General features: G+C 61.0%; 20 protein-coding genes. 3 read left to right on the forward strand and 17 right to left on the reverse strand.

The features are described from left to right. Positions 1-8: 8 nt before the first annotated feature. Genes GTP45_RS16995 through flgB form a run of 3 tightly spaced genes read right to left on the reverse strand, consistent with a single transcriptional unit; the run spans position 9 to position 1,572 of the window. The gene (locus GTP45_RS16995; RefSeq protein ID WP_161015070.1) at positions 9-707 is read right to left on the reverse strand and encodes a flagellar hook assembly protein FlgD; all 699 of its coding nucleotides are present in this window, start codon (positions 705-707) and stop codon (positions 9-11) included. A 23-nt stretch (positions 708-730) separates the two neighbouring features. Continuing rightward, on the reverse strand, positions 731-1,141 hold the full coding sequence (flgC, locus tag GTP45_RS17000) for a flagellar basal body rod protein FlgC (protein WP_161015071.1): 411 nt from the start codon (positions 1,139-1,141) through the stop codon (positions 731-733). A gap of 2 nt (positions 1,142-1,143) precedes the next feature. Next, complete coding sequence (gene flgB / locus GTP45_RS17005; protein ID WP_161015072.1) at positions 1,144-1,572, reverse strand: flagellar basal body rod protein FlgB; 429 nt, start codon at positions 1,570-1,572, stop codon at positions 1,144-1,146. A gap of 154 nt (positions 1,573-1,726) precedes the next feature. On the opposite strand from flgB, the gene flgA reads away from it, so the two are divergent. The 3 genes from flgA (at position 1,727) to GTP45_RS17020 (ending at position 3,302) form a co-directional block, all read left to right on the forward strand. Beyond that, on the forward strand, positions 1,727-2,422 hold the full coding sequence (flgA, locus tag GTP45_RS17010; protein ID WP_161015073.1) for a flagellar basal body P-ring formation chaperone FlgA: 696 nt from the start codon (positions 1,727-1,729) through the stop codon (positions 2,420-2,422). An 87-nt stretch (positions 2,423-2,509) separates the two neighbouring features. Next, complete coding sequence (gene flgM, locus GTP45_RS17015) at positions 2,510-2,827, forward strand: flagellar biosynthesis anti-sigma factor FlgM (protein ID WP_161015074.1); 318 nt, start codon at positions 2,510-2,512, stop codon at positions 2,825-2,827. Positions 2,828-2,834: 7 nt separating this feature from the next. Further along, the gene (locus tag GTP45_RS17020) at positions 2,835-3,302 is read left to right on the forward strand and encodes a flagella synthesis protein FlgN (RefSeq protein WP_161015075.1); all 468 of its coding nucleotides are present in this window, start codon (positions 2,835-2,837) and stop codon (positions 3,300-3,302) included. Between the two features lie 157 nt (positions 3,303-3,459). Here GTP45_RS17020 and motD read toward each other — a convergent pair whose 3' ends face one another. From motD to GTP45_RS17090, 14 genes are all read right to left on the reverse strand, one after another. Beyond that, a complete protein-coding gene (gene motD, locus GTP45_RS17025; protein WP_161015076.1) occupies positions 3,460-4,221 on the reverse strand; it encodes a flagellar motor protein MotD in 762 nt (253 codons plus the stop codon). A gap of 1 nt (position 4,222) precedes the next feature. Then, on the reverse strand, positions 4,223-4,969 hold the full coding sequence (locus tag GTP45_RS17030; RefSeq protein WP_161015077.1) for a flagellar motor protein: 747 nt from the start codon (positions 4,967-4,969) through the stop codon (positions 4,223-4,225). Next, positions 4,951-5,682: an RNA polymerase sigma factor FliA gene (locus tag GTP45_RS17035; RefSeq protein ID WP_155466123.1), complete on the reverse strand. Its 732-nt coding sequence runs from the start codon at positions 5,680-5,682 to the stop codon at positions 4,951-4,953. Before GTP45_RS17035 ends, GTP45_RS17030 begins: the two co-directional genes overlap by 19 nt. 20 nt (positions 5,683-5,702) lie before the next feature. Then, complete coding sequence (locus GTP45_RS17040) at positions 5,703-6,503, reverse strand: MinD/ParA family ATP-binding protein (protein WP_161015078.1); 801 nt, start codon at positions 6,501-6,503, stop codon at positions 5,703-5,705. Then, a complete protein-coding gene (gene flhF / locus GTP45_RS17045) occupies positions 6,496-7,956 on the reverse strand; it encodes a flagellar biosynthesis GTPase FlhF (RefSeq protein ID WP_161015079.1) in 1,461 nt (486 codons plus the stop codon). Before flhF ends, GTP45_RS17040 begins: the two co-directional genes overlap by 8 nt. A gap of 142 nt (positions 7,957-8,098) precedes the next feature. Further along, positions 8,099-8,221, reverse strand: a complete 123-nt coding sequence (locus tag GTP45_RS29035) for a hypothetical protein (protein ID WP_267876203.1) — start codon at positions 8,219-8,221, stop codon at positions 8,099-8,101. 49 nt (positions 8,222-8,270) lie between these two features. Continuing rightward, on the reverse strand, positions 8,271-10,394 hold the full coding sequence (gene flhA / locus GTP45_RS17055) for a flagellar biosynthesis protein FlhA (protein WP_161015080.1): 2,124 nt from the start codon (positions 10,392-10,394) through the stop codon (positions 8,271-8,273). Next, on the reverse strand, positions 10,391-11,581 hold the full coding sequence (gene flhB / locus GTP45_RS17060; protein ID WP_161015081.1) for a flagellar biosynthesis protein FlhB: 1,191 nt from the start codon (positions 11,579-11,581) through the stop codon (positions 10,391-10,393). Before flhB ends, flhA begins: the two co-directional genes overlap by 4 nt. Positions 11,582-11,668: 87 nt before the next feature. Continuing rightward, positions 11,669-12,646 (reverse strand): fumarylacetoacetate hydrolase family protein, encoded by a 978-nt coding sequence (locus GTP45_RS17065; protein WP_161015082.1) that lies wholly within the window; start codon positions 12,644-12,646, stop codon positions 11,669-11,671. Next, a complete protein-coding gene (locus GTP45_RS17070; protein WP_161015083.1) occupies positions 12,643-13,359 on the reverse strand; it encodes a pseudouridine synthase in 717 nt (238 codons plus the stop codon). Before GTP45_RS17070 ends, GTP45_RS17065 begins: the two co-directional genes overlap by 4 nt. 290 nt (positions 13,360-13,649) lie before the next feature. Continuing rightward, entirely contained in the window at positions 13,650-14,672 is a 1,023-nt protein-coding gene (locus tag GTP45_RS17075) for a S49 family peptidase (protein WP_161015084.1), read from the reverse strand. Positions 14,673-14,692: 20 nt separating this feature from the next. Continuing rightward, complete coding sequence (locus GTP45_RS17080; protein WP_161015085.1) at positions 14,693-15,058, reverse strand: Rieske (2Fe-2S) protein; 366 nt, start codon at positions 15,056-15,058, stop codon at positions 14,693-14,695. Next, positions 15,058-15,717 (reverse strand): HAD-IIIA family hydrolase, encoded by a 660-nt coding sequence (locus GTP45_RS17085; protein ID WP_161015086.1) that lies wholly within the window; start codon positions 15,715-15,717, stop codon positions 15,058-15,060. The genes GTP45_RS17080 and GTP45_RS17085 overlap by 1 nt, the downstream gene beginning before the upstream one ends. Before the next feature lie 10 nt (positions 15,718-15,727). After that, entirely contained in the window at positions 15,728-16,711 is a 984-nt protein-coding gene (locus tag GTP45_RS17090) for an RluA family pseudouridine synthase (protein ID WP_161015087.1), read from the reverse strand. Between the last annotated feature and the right edge of the window lie 585 nt (positions 16,712-17,296).

The raw sequence follows: 17,296 nt of genomic DNA on the forward strand, positions 1-17,296 counted from the left end.
ATGACTGCTTACAGAACTTCTTTCACATCGCTCATGGCAAAATGGCCGAGCGAGGTATTCAATTTGACGCCGCCACTGCCGGTCGACACGCTGGCCACGGCCGCCAGTTGCAGCGGCGTGGCGGTGACTTTGCTGCCGGCGTTGGTGGCGCTGACGGTAAAGGTGTAGCTGCCGGCCTTGGCCGTGGTCTTGGCGTCGGTAGTACCGTCCCAGGTGATTGGGTAGGTGCCGGCCTCGGCGTTGGTCATGCTCATGGTGCGCACGGTCTTGCCGGCGCTGTCCTTGATCTCGATGCTGACGCTTTGCGCATCATTCGGCAGGTCGATGCCGAATACGCTGGAACTGGTGGTCTTGCCGTCCTCGTCGGTGCTGCTGTTGAGCTCGATGCCCTTGCCTTCGACCAGGATGCCCTTGCCGATCAGGCTGATGGCGGTGGACGACTGGGTGCTGGCGATATCGGTGCGCAGCGATTCGAGCGTGGCGTTGACCTTGTTGATGCCGGTCACGGTCGACAGCTGGGCCAGCTGGCTGGTCATGGCGGCGTTGTCCATCGGGTTCAGCGGATCCTGGTTTTGCAGCTGCGTGACCAGCAGCTTCATGAACTTGTCCTGATCCGCCTGCACGCTGTCGGTGGTTTTGGTCGTGGTGGTATCGACCGCGTTGTTGGTTGCCGCCTTGGGCGTGTCGATGATGCCGCTAATAGCCATGATGATGACCTCTTCTTAATTTTTTACGATTGACCGATGGTCAGGGTTTTCAGTAACAGCGTCTTGGCCGCGTTCATGGTCTCGACGTTAGTTTGGTAGGAGCGCGAGGCCGACAGCATGTTGACCATCTCGTCCACCACGTTCACGTTGGGCATGGTCACGTAGCCGTTCTCGTCGGCGGCCGGGTGTTTCGGGTCGTACATCAGCTTCATCGGCGACTGGTCTTCCACCACCTGCTTCACCCGCACGCCAGTGGAGGTGCCGCCGGCGGTTGGCGTCTGCGCTTCGAACACCACCTGGCGCGCGCGGTAGGCTTCGCCGCTGGCGCTAGTCGCGCTGTCGGCATTGGCCAGGTTGGACGCCACCACGTTCAGGCGCTGCGCCTGCGCGCTCATGGCCGAACCCGACACATCAAAAATTTTAAACAGCGACATAATTAGCTCCCGGACTGGATGGCGGCCATCATCGACTTGATCTGGTTGTTGATGGCGGTGATCCCGGCTTCGTAACGGATGGCGTTGTCGGCAAACTGGTTGCGCTCCACGTCCATGTCCACCGTGTTGCCGTCCACCGCGCCCTGGATCACGCCGCGGTACAGCAGCGGCGTGCCGTCGGCCAGCGTACCGGCGTCTTGCAGAGGGTTGGGGTAATGCTTCTTGGCAGTGGTGGTCAAGGTTTGCGGCTGATTCGGATTGGCCTTGTCCAGCGCCGACTGCAAAGCACTGCTGAAGTCGATATCGCGCGCCTTGTAATTCGGCGTATCCGCGTTGGCAATGTTGGAGGCGAGCACATTCTGGCGCTGTGAACGCAGGCTGAGCGCGCTTTCATTGAAGCGCAAATAATCGTCTAACTTGCTGCCGAGCATGATTCGCTCCCCTTCCACATTGATGACAGGATCGATGATACGGAGTTGCCCCTCTCAACCATCGGGCGATAAGCACGCCATTTCCGGTCTTATTCAGAGTTTCAAGTTCGCCCCGGCCGACTATGATGGCTACATTGAAGGGGAAACCGACACCATGAAATCACGCTTACTTCTCACTGCGCTGCTGGCCGCCACGGTCAGCACCGGCGCCGCCGCCCAAGGCGCGCGCCAGGACATCGCCGAGCTCAAGCGCACCGTTGAACAGTTCCTGCAAGTGCAGGCCGGCGGCCTGCCGGGCCAAGTGACGGTGAATGTGGGCGCGGTCGATCCACGCATTAACCTGGCCGCCTGCGCCGATCCGCAAGCGTTCTTCATGCCCGGCGCGCGCGCCTGGGGCAAGACCTCGGTCGGCGTGCGTTGCGCAGCGCCCTCCGCATGGACTATTTACATTCAAGCCAGCGTCACAGTGGTGGGCGATTACGTCGCCAGCGCCGCGCCGCTGGTGCAAGGCCAGCCGATCGACGCCAACCAGCTGACCATCCTCAAGGGCGATCTGACAATGTTGCCGGCCGGGATAGCCACCGACATCAGTCAGGTGGTCGGCCGCAGCGCCAATGTGTCGTTGCCTCCGGGCACTCCACTGCGCCTCGACACGCTGCGCAGCAAGCCGGTGGTGCAGTCGGGCCAGCTGGTGCGTTTGGTGTCGAGCGGCAGCGGTTTTAGCGTTTCCTCCGAGGCGCGCGCCATGGGCACGGCCGGCGACGGCCAGGTGGTGCAGGTAAAAACGGCCAGCGGCCAGCAAATTACCGGCATTGCCAAGAGTGGCGGCATGGTGGAGGTAGCATTTTGAGCAACAGATGGGCTAAAGTTTCCGGCCATGCGGCCGTTACCGACTCAGATCCCGGAGTTTCGTACTCCTAGCTGAGAAGGAAAAGCTGTGAAAATCAACGACACACTCAAGAGCACGCCCGGCTTGCCGTCGACGCCTGCTGCCACCTCCTCCACCGCGCGCGGCGCGGAAAAGGCGGCGGAAGCAGCACCGGCGAATGTAGCCTCGGACAATGTGCGCCTGTCCCCGCAAGGGCAGGCAATGGCGGCCAGTTCGGCCGGCGGCGCCAATGCGGTGTTCGACACCAAGAAAGTCGAACGCATCAAGCTGGCAATTGCCGACGGTCAGTTCCAGGTCAACTCGGAAAAAGTAGCGGATGGCCTGTTAGACACAGTCAAGGATCTGCTGCACTCACGCAAACGATAGGATTACCATGACCACCGTCACCCCGCTGAACAGCCTGCGCGAAGAAGAGCAAATCATGTCCACCTTGCTGGACTTGCTGCGCCAGGAACAGCACCTGCTGGTGACGGCGGAAATCGAGGCCCTGCCGGCGATCACTACCCGCAAGACCGCGCTGGTCACGCAAATGACCTTGTTGTCGGCGCAACGTCACCGTTCTCTGGGCAAATCGGGCTTCCCGGCTGAGGAAGCCGGCATGGACGCGTGGATTGCCGCCAGCGGCGCCGCGCGCGAAGAATCGGCCAGCTTGTGGTCGGCGCTGCTGCAACACACGCGTGAAGCCAAGGAGCTGAACCGCGTCAATGGCATGTTGATCAATAAGCAGATGGGTCACACCCAGGGCGCGCTGCAAGCGTTGAGCCCGAAAGGCGCCAACTTCTACAGCCCGGGCGGCATGTCCACGTCCCTGCCGCGCAGCCGCGGCTTCCTTGCTGGCTGATTTCCCCCCCCACCCCGCACTGCGCACACCCGGAACAAGCGGGTGGATTTCTGCATTCCCTGAGCTGCAGCGAGCACGCCACTCCGACAATTATTACCCCGCACTTCGCATACCGGGGTCTGACCCCGTACGGGGTCAGACCCCTTCGGGTGAAGGGTTACTGCGTCGGCACTTCCGTGCTTGGATCGGGGATACCAGAAAGAATGGTGACCGCCACGCGGCGGTTGCGCGCGCGGCCTTGCAGCGTGTCGTTGTCCGCCACCGGCACGTTGGAACTGTAGCCGACCGCCGTCAAGCGCTGCGGCGCCACGCCAGCGTCGATGAACAGCCGCACCACGCTGCTGGCACGCACCGAAGACAATTCCCAGTTGGATGGAAAACGCGTATTCCCGATCGGCTGATTATCGGTGTGGCCTTCCACTTGCACGTCATGCGTATCAGCCTTGAGCAAGCTGGCAACCGCGCGCAAGGCTTCCACCGATTCCGGCATCAAGCGCGCATCGCCCGGATCAAACAGCACCGAAGCATTGATCTCAACGCTAACGCCGCGGCTGTTTTGCGTCACCCGCACCTTGCCCTCTTTCACCAGCGGCGCCATAGTGGACAGCAGATCCTGCGCCAGCTTGGTCATCTGTTCTTTTTCCTTGCGCAGCAATTCATTGCGGCGTTTCAGCGCAGGATTGGGAATCGGCAGATTCGGCACCTCGGTATTGACCGGCGTTGCCGCGCCCTTGCCGCCGAAAGCGTCGCCAAGCGCATCAGAAAACACCTTGTACTTGCCAATGTTAACTGCCGAAATCGCATACATCACCACAAAGAACGCAAACAGCAGCGTGATGAAATCGGCGTAGGAAATCAGCCAGCGCTCGTGGTTTTCCGCTTCGTCGTCGAATTTCCTGCGGGCGCGGCGGTACTGCATCTCAGTGCTCCCGCAGCAGCGTGGCGATGCGCTCGTCGATCACGCGCGTGTGGTCGCCGGTGGCAATGTCGTAGAACACGGCCGCCGCAATCTCTTGCTGGTGCACGGACTGGGTGACGATGGCTTTCAGCTTGTTGGCAATCGGGTAGAAGAACAGATTGGCCAGGCCGACACCGTAAATGGTCGAGACGAAGGCCACGGCAATGCCGGAACCGAGCTTGCTCGGGTCGGTCAGATTCTCCATCACATGAATCAAACCCAGCACCGCGCCCAGGATGCCGATGGTCGGCGAATAGCCGGCCGCCGATTCCCAGATGCGCACCGCTTGGCGCTCCTCGGTTTCATAGGCGGTGATCTCGGTGTCGAGCAGCTGGCGCAGCTTGTCCGGCGCAATGCCGTCCACGATCAGGCGCAGGCCCTTGGTGTTGAACTTGTCCTTGGACGCCAGCATGTAGCGCTCCAGCGACAGCAAGCCGTCGCGGCGCGCCGCCAGATTCCAGGCGTTGATGTCGCGCGCCAGTGCGGCGCGGGTATCGGGCGGCGGCGCAAACACCAGGCGCAGCATGCGCAGGCCGCGCCACAGGGTCTTCGGCCGCGTCTGCAACAGCACCGCGCCAAAGGTGCCAATCACCACGATGGCGAACGCGGCCGGCTGCAACAGCGAACTGATCTTGCCGCCCTCGAGGCTCTGGCCAATCACAATCCCGGCCAGCGCCACCAGTACCCCGGCTACGCTGGCCCAGTCCAAGACCGCTCCCGGAGTGAGGCGCGCAGGCGCGCCACGGCTTGCGTATGCAATTGCGATACGCGCGATTCGGATACACCCATGACGGCGCCGATTTCTTTCAAGTTGAGCTCCTCTTCATAGTAAAGCCCCATCAGCATTTTTTCGCGCTCCGGCAAGGCGTCGATGGCGTCAATCACTGCCTGGCGGAAGTCGCCGTCCAGCAGCGAGCGCAGCGGATCGGCCTCGTCGTCCGAGGCGTAACGGTCGAGGAAACTGTCGTTGCCGTCGTCGTCGTGGAAATCCTCGTAATACACCAGCTGGTGGCCGCCGCCGTCGGACAGCATTTCCTGGTAGTCGGCCAGCGACAGCTTGAGCGACTTGGCCACTTCCGATTCGCTCGGCGGCCGGCCCAGGCGCTGCTGCAAGGTGGACATCGCGGCCTCGACCTTGCGCATGTTCTGGCGCAGCGAGCGCGGCAGCCAGTCGCTATTGCGCAGCTCGTCCAGCATGGCGCCGCGGATGCGCAGCACCGCGTAGGTTTCAAATTGCGCGCCGTGCGTTTCTTCGTAACGGCTGATGGCGTCGAGCAGGCCGATCATCCCGGCTTGCACCAGATCGTCGACTTCGACGCTGGGCGGCAGTTTCGCCTTCATGTGGTGGGCCAAGCGCTTGACCAACGGCATGTGCTCCGTCAGTAAGGTATCCTTGTCCGCTTTCCCTTTTACCGTATACATTCGAATAATTATTGTCTTGATTAAGCGCTGAGCTGACTATTCCCTCCCAGCGCGAAGCGGCCCGCCAATTGACGGAACGCGACTGAAGCACCGGCCAGCGGAAACGCATCGACCACCGCGCGCCCCAAGCGCGCAGCACGTTGCAGGTATTCATCCGCCGGCACCGAGCCCATGGAAACCAGGTTGACGGCCAGATATCGGCTGGCTGCCTGTGCCATATTATCGTATACCACCTTTGCTTCCGCTTCGGAAGCCCCGGTGACCAGAATTCCGAACGGGCGCCGGCCCAGTTCCTGGTTCAGGCGCTTAATCATACTGTAGGCGGCCTTGATCGAGGTAGCGCTGTTAGACACTTGCACCACGATTTCCGAGCTAGCCATGACCGGCACCGGGAAGGCCTCGCCGTCAAATTCCCCATCCACCAGCACCATGCCGGTTTGCTTGGCCATCACGTCGAAGGCTTTCGCCAGCCGGCGCGTTTCGTCCGGGCCGGAGCGCGGCGCGCCGCGTGTCATGGACGCCACAGCAAAACCTTGCGGCACCGGGTGGATCACCTGGTTCAAGGCGCATTCCTGGCGCGCCACGTTGAGCAGGCTGTGGCCGCCGTCGACGCCGAGGCGGCTGGCGACGCCGTGCGCGCTGGCGCAGGCATCGACAATCAGCACGTCGTTGCCGGCGCGGGCCAGCGAGGCGCCGAGGTTGACCAGCATGGAACCCTTGTCGTCCTGCGGCGCAGCCGACAGGAAGGTGACGATGCGGGGCTGCGGCCCCGCCAGCATGCGGCGCAGGCCCTCTGCTTGATCGAAATTGAAGTTAGCCAAGGTGCACCTCGCGCTCGGCGGTAAGGCCGAAACCTTCTCCACTCATCAACAGCGGCAGCTCGGCATCCAGATACTGGGTGTTGACCAGATCGCGTTTCAACTTGAAAGCGCGGTCGATCAGGTAGGCTGGATCGGCCAGGTGCAGGTCTTCCGGCACGCGCTGCCCGTTCGAGACGTAGAACAGGTTGAGCTTTTGGCGGATTACCACGTCCAGCACGTTGCCGATGGCGGCCGCTTCGTCCAGCTTGGTCATGATGCAGCCGGCCAAGCCGCTGCCCTGGTAGGCGCGCACTACTTCGCTCAGGGTTTCCTGGGTGGCGGTAGCGTTCAGGCACAGCAGGCGTTTGACGTTGGCGTCGGCACCTTGCAGCATGGAGACTTGTTCGGTCACCATTTGATCGCGCTGGCTGACGCCGACGGTGTCGATCAACACGGTGTGCTTGTTCTTCAGTTCCTTGAGGGCGATGCGCAGGTCGGCTTCATCTTTGACCGAGTGCACCATCACGCCAAGGATCTTGCCATAGATGCGCAGCTGTTCGTGCGCGCCGATACGGTAGGCGTCGGTGGTGATCAGGGCCAGCTTGTCCGGGCCGTGGCGCATCACGCAGCGCGCGGCCAGCTTGGCGGTGCTGGTGGTCTTGCCGACGCCAGTTGGGCCCACCAGCGCGAACACGCCGCCCTGGTCGATCAGCGCATCTTCGTTGGCCATGGTTTGCAGATTGCGCGTGAGGACGGTTTTAATCCAGCGCATGCTGTCGGCCGCGTCGCGCTGATTGGCCGGCAGTTTTTCGATCAGGTAGCGTGCCAGGCTGGCGGAGAAGCCGGCGGCCAGCATGGCGCGCAGCACGGCGGTCTTGTGCGGTTCGCGCGCCTGGGTCGCGCCCCACGACAGTTCGGCCAGCTGGGTTTCCATCATGCCGCGCATGGCGCGGATTTCATTCATCATGCCGTTCATTTCGACGGCGGCGCTTTCCTTGGCGCTGGTCACAGCGGCGCTGACAAGGGCGGCGATTTGGTTGGCGTCGATGGATGGAGCGGCTTTCGCTTGCGGCTGCTGAGGCTGCGCTTGCGGCGCGGCAGCGGCGGCCGCGACCTTGGTGCTCAGCGATGCGTGCGAAGCGACCACGCGGCGCTGCGGCTGCTGCGGCAGACTGGCCGGCTTGGCGGCGACCGGCGGCGACATATGCGGCAGCTCATCTTCAAAGCGCGGCTCGATACGGTTTGATGGTATGGCAGTCGTCATGCCGAGATCCAGCGACGGTGCCGGTTCAGCCATCGGCGAGTGCGGTGCAGGCATGGCCAGCGAGGCGGCATCGTCGTTGGCGAGAGCGAGGATTTCAACCACGCCATCGGACTGGCGGTTGGACAAGATCACGGCGTCAGGGCCGAGCGATTCGCGGACTTTGCGCAGCGCTTCGCGGGAAGTCGACGCGGTAAATTTTTTAACGTTCATGACCGTCTCTCAAGGAAAGCAGATGGAGTAGCTTCACTCCCATGCTTGCATTATTGACGATGCACTCTGGAAACGATCTGATGAACAAGGGCAGAAATGGCCCGCAATTCAGTCGCGGAAAACCTCGTCGAGCGTGCGGGCGTCAACGAAGCATAGATGCCAACCAGTCGACCAGCGCGTGCGCCTCGGGAAAATAGAAGGCCATGAATTCGGGGAAGTAGCGCGTGACCACTTCCTTCCACGGCGTGTCGTAGTCGTCATTCATCCACGCGGTCTAGGCCGACTGCGTGGATGGAGTTAAAGACAGGTCAAACTCAGACCGGTTGCTGGCCTACCAGCGCGGTGACGCGGATGGTTTTGCTTTCCGGGATTTCGGCGTGCGACAGCACTTTCAACTGCGGCAGCGCGCGCCGCAGGAAGCGCGACAGCAAGGCGCGCAATGGCCCCGGCACCAGCAGCACCGGCGTCAGGCCCAGCGCTTCCTGCTGCGCGGCGGCTTGCTGCGCTTGCTGGGCGATGGTGTCCGCCAAGCCCGGCTCGATGCCGGCGCCGTCCGGGCCGCTGGCTGCCAGCGCCTGCATCAGCAAGCGTTCGAGGCGGTTATCCAAGGTCATCACCGACAACTCGCTGGCGCCCGGGAACAACTGCTGCACGATGGCGCGGCCCAGTGCGATACGTACCAGGATGGTCAGGTCACCAGCGTCTTGCGTATGCACCGCGTGCTCGGCCAGCGTCTCGATGATGGTGCGCATGTCGCGGATATGCACGCCTTCCGCCAGCAGGTTCTGCAACACCTTCTGCAAGGTCGACAACGGAATCAGTTTCGGCACCAGGTCTTCCACCAGCTTCGGCGCTTCCTTGCTCAAGTGATCGAGCAGCGACTGCACTTCTGAACGGCCCAGCAGTTCGGACGCGTGTGTGGTGATCAAGTGATTCAAGTGCGTGGCCACCACAGTGCCCGCATCGACCACGGTATAGCCCATGCCCTGCGCCTGGTCACGCAGATTGGCGTCGATCCACACGGCCGGCAAGCCGAAGGCGGGATCGGTAGTCACCATACCCTGCAAGGTGCCAGTCGCCATGCCCGGATTGATCGCCAGGAACTGGCCGTTGTACGCCTCGCCCGTGCCCACCTCCACGCCTTTCAGCGCGATGCGGTAAGCCGACGGCTTCAATTCCAGATTGTCGCGAATGTGCACCGGCGGCGCGAGGAAGCCCACCTCCTGCGCAAACTTCTTGCGGATGCCCTTGATGCGCTTGAGCAGCTCGCCGCCCTGCGTCTTGTCCACCAGCGGAATCAGGCGATAGCCTACTTCCAGGCCCAACGTATCGACAGGCATCACGTCCTGCCAGCTGGCCTCTTCCTGCTCGGCCGCCGCTGCCGCAGCCGGCGCCGCTGCTTCCGCCGCAGCCACCTCGGCCGTTTGCTTCTCAGCCGCGCGCTTGGTCATCATGTAGCCGGAGCCTGCGAGAATCGCACCCAGCAGCAGGAACACCAGGTTCGGCATGCCGGGAATCAAACCCATGCCGCCGATGATGGCGCCAGTGATATACAGCACTTGCGGCTTGCCGAACAGCTGGCCCATCAGCTGCGAGCCGATGTCCTGCTCGCTAGCCACGCGCGACACCACGATACCGGCCGCAATCGAAATCACCAGCGAAGGAATCTGCGCCACCAAGCCGTCACCAATCGCCAGCAGCGTGTAGTTCTTGATCGCATCGGCAAACAGCATATCGTGCTGGATCAAGCCGACCAGCAGACCACCGACCACGTTAATCACCGTCACCAAAATACCGGCGATCGCATCGCCGCGCACGTACTTCGAGGCACCGTCCATCGCGCCGTAGAATTCGGCTTCCATCGACACTTCGCTACGGCGTTTTTTCGCCTCGGCCTCGCCGATCAAGCCGGCGTTAAGGTCGGCGTCAATCGCCATCTGCTTACCCGGCATTGCATCCAAGGCAAAACGCGCGCCCACCTCGGCGATACGGCCCGCACCCTTGGTCACCACCACGAAGTTAATAATCGTCAGGATCACGAACACCACGATACCGACCGTGTAGTTACCGCCGATCAGGAAGTGGCCGAAGGCCTCAATCACCTTACCGGCCGCATCCGCGCCGGTATGGCCTTCGGTCAGCACCACGCGGGTCGACGCCACGTTCAAGGACAGGCGCAGCATGGTGGACAGCAGCAGAATGGTCGGGAAAGCCATGAAGTCCAGCGGCTTCACCGTGTACAGCGCAGTCAGCAGCACAATCACCGACAGCGCGATGTTAAAGCTGAAGAACAGATCGAGCACGAACGCCGGCAGCGGCAAGATCATCATCGCCAACAGCATGATGATCAGGATAGGCGCCGCCAGGCTGGCCTTGTTTTGCGCCGTGGCCAAGCCTTGCAGCCATGGCGGCAGTTTGATGTTGCTCAGGGCGTTCATGCAGATGCTCCGTTATTCAAATCTGGTGGTGTGCTGTTCTTGGGAACATACAGGGGATCCAATGGATCCATGGTGCGCGGCACATCGAGTTTGCTTGGCTTGTCTGGGTACTTGCCCTTGCCTTTGCTAAACAGACGCAGCTGGAACACATAAGCCAGCACTTCGGCCACCGCCGCGTACAGCTGTTCTGGAATCTCGTCGCCGATCTCGGTGTGCTTGTGCAGCGCACGCGCCAGCGCCGGCGCTTCCAGCATGGCGACCTTGTGTTCCTTGGCGATTTCGCGGATCTTGGCCGCCACTTCGTCGGTACCCTTGGCCACCACTTTCGGCGCGCCGCGCATGCCGTCGTTGTACTTCAGCGCGACCGCGTAGTGAGTCGGGTTGGTCACCACCACGTCGGCGGTCGGCACGTCGGCCATCATGCGGCGCTTGGCCATCTCGCGTTGCAGCTGGCGGATCTTGCCCTTGATTTGCGGGTTACCGTCGGATTCTTTCGATTCCTGGATCAACTCCTGGCGCGTCATCTTCAGCTTGTTCGCGTAGTGCCACATCTGATACGGGCCGTCGATGGCCGCGATCAGGCCCAACGCGCCGACGATAAACATGAAGCTCGAGGACAGCATATTGAGCGTGTGGCCGATGCCGAGCTTGAGCGGCTCGACCGACAGGCCGATCACCGCATCCTTGTACTTAAGCACCACCAGCCACGTCACAAAGCCGACCACGATGGTTTTCAGGATCGCCTTCACCAGCTCAACCAGCGCATTGGTCGAAAACATATTGCCGATGCCGTTGATCGGATTGAGCTTGTTAAAGTTCGGCATGAAGGCCTTGCCGCTGAACAGCCAGCCGCCGACCAGCATCGGCGAGGCCAGCGCCACGATCATCACCGCAATGCCAAGCGGCAGGCAGGCAATCAGCACCTGCACCACGTCCACCGCAATCCGGTGGAACAGCACGTCTGAGTCAAAGATTTGTTCCTGGGTCAGGGACAGGCCGGACACCAGCGCGCCCTGCATCTGGCGCACCAGGCTGTCGCCACTGACCCACAGGCAGGCGCCCGCCGCCATCAGCACGGTAAACGTCGCTACTTCCCGCGATCGGGGAACGTCGCCTTCTTCACGCGCCTGCTCGAGGCGCTTCGCTGACGCGGGTTCGGTCTTTTCTGCGTCGCTATCGTCTGCCATTTGGTCTGCCTGCTGCTAAGGTTAATCTCGACCGTGCCATTATGGATTGCGGCACGGCAAGATCATCGATGGAATACGGCAGGAAACTCAGGCTTGCTTGACGGTTTGGTGGATAGCGCCGAACACGGATTTACCGTCGTCCAGCATCTCGATGCGGATGGTGTCGCCAAACGCCATGAACGGCGTGACCGGCTCGCCGCCGGCAATCATTTCAAGGCAGCGCTGCTCGGCGATGCAGGAATAGCCCTTCTTGCTATCTTTGTTGGAGACAGTGCCGGAACCGATGATGGAACCAGCCCGCACATTGCGCGACTTGGCGAGGTGGGCAATCAACTGCGGGAAGTTGAATACCATGTCGACGCCAGCCTGCGGCTTGCCAACCAGCTTGTCGTTCCAGGTCGACAGCAGCGGCAGGTGGACTTTGCCGCCTTTCCAGGCGTCGCCCAGCTCGTCCGGCGTGACTGCTACCGGCGAGAAGCTGGTGGCCGGCTTGGATTGCAGGAAGCCGAAACCCTTGGCCAATTCTTCTGGAATCAGATTGCGCAGCGAGACGTCGTTGGCCAGCATCAGCAGCCGGATGCGCTGATGCGCCTGATCGGCAGTCGAGCCCATGGGCACATCGTCGGTGATCACGCACACTTCTGCTTCGAAATCGATGCCCCACTCTTCGCGCGCCAGCGTAATGTCATCGGTCGGGCCGAGGAAATCGTCGCTGCCGCCCTGGTACATCAGCGGCTCTTCCCAGAACGAGGCCGGCATCTCGGCGCCGCGCGCCTTGCGTACCAGCTCAACGTGATTGACGTAAGCCGAACCGTCCACCCACTGGAACGCACGCGGCAGCGGCGCCATGCAGTTGGCCGGCTCGAAATCGAAACTGCGGCGGCCACCGCCACGGTTCAATTCCTGGTAGATGGCGTCCAGTTGCGGTGAGATGAAAGTCCAATCGTCCAAAGCGCGTTGCAGAGTACGGCACACACCGTCGGCCAATTGGGCGGTTTTCAGGTCGCGCGAGACCACCATCAGCTGGCCGTCTCGGGTGCCGTCTTTCAGGGTAGCGAGCTTCATGCGGGTGCGAGCAAGGCCAGTTGTTCAGGGGTGAGGTAGCACCATTCGCCTTCGTTCAGGTCGAGCGAAGCCAGCTCCAGATTGCCGATGGCCGAGCGATGCAGCGCCGCGCAGTGGTTGCCGGCAGCGGCCAGCATGCGCTTCACCTGGTGATATTTGCCCTGCTCCAGCACGATCTCCAGCTGGTACTCGCCGCGCTTGACGCAGGTTTGCGCCGCCAGCGGCGCCGGTTCGTCGTGCAGCTGCACGCCGGCCAGCATTTGCGCGATCAGCTCATCAGTGACCGGCTCGGCCGTGGTGGCCTGGTAGATTTTCGGTACGTGGCGCTTTGGCGACGATTGCGCATGGATAAAGGCGCCATCGTCCGACATCAGCAGCATGCCGGTGGTGTCATGGTCGAGCCGGCCGACCGGTTGCACGTCGCGCCAAGTCAGTTCTTCCGCCAGCAAGGTCAGCACGCCCGGGTGGTGGCTGGGCTTGCGTGAACACTCGAAGTTGGCAGGTTTATGCAGCGCGATGTAGACGTGTTCGCGGTACACCACGTCCTCGTCGAACAGGCGGAACACCAACCCATCGGTCTCGATGGTTTCTTTGTAATTGTCGTGCACCACGCCGTTGATCGTGACTTCGCCGTCCTCGATCAAGGTGCGGCAGAATTTGCGGGTGCCATAGCCCTGCGATTGCAGGATGCGGTCCAAGGATAATTTGCTCATGGGCGCGATTTTACTGGAAGCGGGCGACTCCGCAAAAGAAAACAGCGGCACGGAGCCGCTGTTTTCAGTTCCACAAAGGAACTTAATGAGGAATCTAAATTCTCTCTACTCCGCATCAATGATGCAGCTGAGTAGTTCTCTACGTTGTACGACACGACCGGAAAGTATTTATATTTGCCCCCCTAGGTAAGAACTACAACACTAATATAGTTCACCATGAGCGATCTGCAAGTGAAAAGGAGACTGTATTGATAATATTAATCGCTCAGCCAGTCATCCTACCACTGAGGCTAATGCAAGCTCGGCCGCGCCGTTTCCACCGCGGACTTCATCGCGCCGGCGCCCATGGCCGCGCCGAATTTCTTCAGCACGCGTTCCGGCAAGCCTTCATGCTGGGTGTAGTCGACGATGTCTTCAGCCTTGACCACGTCGCGCGCGACGCTGTCCACCGTGCCGTAAGCGTCGGCCAAGCCCATGTCTATCGACTTGGCGCCAGTCCAGAACAGGCCGGAGAACGTCTCCGGCGTTTCCTTCAAGCGTTTGCCGCGGCCGTTGCGCACCACTTGAATAAACTGCTGATGGATTTCGTTGAGCATGGCTTGCGCGTGCTGCTTGTGCTTTTCGGTCAGCGGGCTGAACGGGTCCATAAAGCCCTTGTTCTCGCCGGCAGTCAACAGACGTCGCTCAACTCCAACTTTCTCCATGATGCCGGTGAAGCCGAAACCATCCATCAGCACGCCGATCGAGCCGATGATGCTGGCCTTGTTGACGTAGATGCGGTCAGCGCCGGCCGCGATGTAGTAGCAGCCGGACGCGCAAATCTCGTCCACCACAACGTACAGCGGCTTGCCCGGATAGCCCTTGCGCAGGCGGATCATCTCATCGACGATCATGCCAGCCTGCACCGGACTGCCGCCCGGGCTATTAATATGCAGCACCACGGCTACCGAACCGCTGTCGGAAAACGCCTTGTTCAGCGCCGGGATCACCACGGCGGCCGAGCCGCTGCCTTCGGATTCGATCGAACCTTCCACCTCGATCAGCGCCGTATGCCGGCCCAGCGCCTCGCCGTCCGAGCCAGTCCAGCTGACGTCGAAGTAAGCGCTCAGCGCAAACACCACCACCAGCAAGGTCAGCGCCTTGAAGAAAATGCCCCAGCGGCGCGATGCCTTCTGTTCTTTCAGCGTGGCAAACACCAGCTTTTCCAGCACCTCGCGCTCCCAGTTGGAAGCGCTGACGCCAGGTTTGGCCGGCTGCGGCGCAGGCGTCGGTGCGGGTGCTGGGGTGCTGCCGGTGTCGAGATCGTCACTCATGGATTGCTTTATTAGTTAAGTCAGGCGCGCGCGGGACGCACGTAATCATCCGGTTGCCAATAGATTTGCTGCTCGCGTTCCACCACGGCGATCGGCCGCAGGCGGCCGCCACGGCATGGGCCGCCGGCGCACTGCCCGGTTTCCGGCACATAAATCGCGCCGTGGGTCGAGCACATGATGTACAGCTTGCTCGATTCAAAAAACTCACCCTCGGCCCAATCCAGTTCGATCGGGACATGGGCGCATCGGTTCAAATAGGCGTAAGCCTTGCCGCTGTGGCGCACCACGAAACCGGTGGCGTCCTCGCCGCCGGCCGTCAGTGCAAAGCGTACGCCTTTGCCGCCATCCAGAATGGCGTCCGAGGCGCAAATCAAAATCTCGTCCATTACGCGTGCTCGCTCAGCCATTGATGCAGTTCGGCCACCGTTTTAGCGGAGAACAGCGGTTTGCAGGCGTGTAATTGATCCACCGGATGGGCGCCGTACTCGACCGCGATACCGGCCGCACCGGCATTGCTGGCCATCAGCAGGTCGTGCGTGGTATCGCCGATCATCACCGTACGTCGCATATCTTGACCTAACTCCCGAGTCAGTTCTTGCAGCATGGCCGGGTGCGGCTTGGAGAAGGTTTCGTCGGCACAACGGGTGGCGTCAAACAGCGACAGCACTTTGACGTCGTTCATGGCGCGATTCAGGCCAACCCGGCTCTTGCCGGTGGCCACCGCCAGGAAATAGCCGGCCTGCGACAGTTCTTCCAGCATGTCGTGCACGCCGGGGAACAGGCTGATCTCGTGATCGCGCGACAGGAAATGGTAGCGATAGCGCTCCACCATGCGCGGGTAGAACGCCGGATCGACATCGGGCAGCACCGCCTGCATGGCTTCGTGCAGGCCGAGGCCGATCACGTGAGCCGCGCGGTCGTCGCCCGGCACCGGCAATTTCAGGTCGCGCGCGGCTGCCTGGATGCACTTTACGATCGTTGAGGTCGAATCCATCAACGTACCGTCCCAATCGAAGACGATCAGATCAAATTGCTTTCTTGCCATGTGTTTTCGATTAGTTAAGAGGTTTGCCCAAGCTTACCAAGAATCGTTCACATTCGGCAGCCAACGGCGCGTTGAGCGTCATCTTTTTACCGGATTCCGGGTGGGTAAAGGTAATTTGGTGCGCGTGCAGGAACATGCGCTTGAGGGCGCCGCGCGTGTCGGTGGCCTTTTGCAGCGCCTTGTTCAAGGCGAAATCGCCGTACTTGTCGTCACCTACGATGGGGAAGCCAGACGATGACAGGTGTACGCGGATCTGGTGGGTGCGGCCAGTCTTCAGCTCGGCTTCCAGCAAGGCAAAGCCCTCGAATTTCTTCAACAACGAGAAAATCGTGTGCGATGGCTGGCCGCCCTCTTCCGATACGGTCACGCGGCGCTCGCCGTCGGCCGTGGTGTATTTATGCAAAGCCAGCTTGATGTGCTGGCGCGCATTTTTCCAGTCGCCTGCCACCATGGTCAGGTAGCGCTTGTCGGTCTCGCCGTCGCGCATTTGCTCGTGCAGGCTGGTCAGGGCCGAACGTTTCTTTGCCAACAACAACAGGCCGGACGTTTCGCGGTCGAGGCGATGCACCAGTTCCAGAAACTTGGCGTCCGGGCGCGAGGCGCGCAACTGCTCGATCACGCCGAACGACACGCCGGAACCGCCGTGCACGGCCACGCCGGCCGGCTTGTCGATCACCAGCAGGTGGCTGTCTTCGAAAATAATCTTGAATTCGGCGGCCGGAACGTGATTATCCGGCTTTTCCGCCAGGCGGATCGGCGGAATCCGCACCACGTCGCCTTGTACCAGTCGGTACAGTTGGTCGATACGACCTTTGTTTACGCGCACTTCGCCCGAGCGCAGGATGCGATAGACGTGGCTTTTCGGCACGCCTTTGCAAACGCGCAACAGGTAGTTATCGATCCGTTGACCGGCTTCTTCTTCAGTGATGGTGACGAATTGGGCTTGCAGCGGGGCGGACGTTGAAGCGGGAACAACATCTTTTTGCATCTTCATTTGCTCTGTCTTCCCAGAAATCTCTCTAAGTCCTTCATTTTGAATATATAATCGTTTCGCTGCGGTTCTCACTGCGGCAAGTGTAAGAATAAAAGCACATTTTACACAGGGGCGTCTCCACTGGCCTCGCCAAATTGCAAATTCAGAGGAAAAAATGTATGCGCACCATCCCTGCCGGAATCAGGGTTGCACCGTAGTTGTAATCGGATGGCGACAGGGATGCTGAAGAAGAATGATTGGATAGTAAGGATAAAGTCCGGTCAGCCAGATCATAAGTTAGGCTGGCCGGTTGATGAGTAGTTGATAACGCTTGCCGTTTTCGTCAGACCCCATGCTCACTGCAAGCTCGACGGAAGGCTGATATCAGCCTGGTTACCGAAGTTGCAACACTTGTAGTTTGTAAGCCTGGTCGAGATCTGGCCATTAAGACGCTGCTCTCCGTCTGTTCTTTTCTGCCGTCCGTTGGGGCCGCATGGAGAACTACAGATGAAGCGAGCACTCGGCATGTCGATCAACCTCATGCGCCCAGTTGCGGCCGCTCCGTGCGGCTGCACAGGATGGGCATACCCACCGCAATCACTCCGA

Origin of the sequence: Duganella rivi, from assembly GCF_009857435.1 — a bacterium.
GTDB classification, from domain to species: Bacteria; Pseudomonadota; Gammaproteobacteria; order Burkholderiales; family Burkholderiaceae_D; genus Rugamonas; species Rugamonas rivi.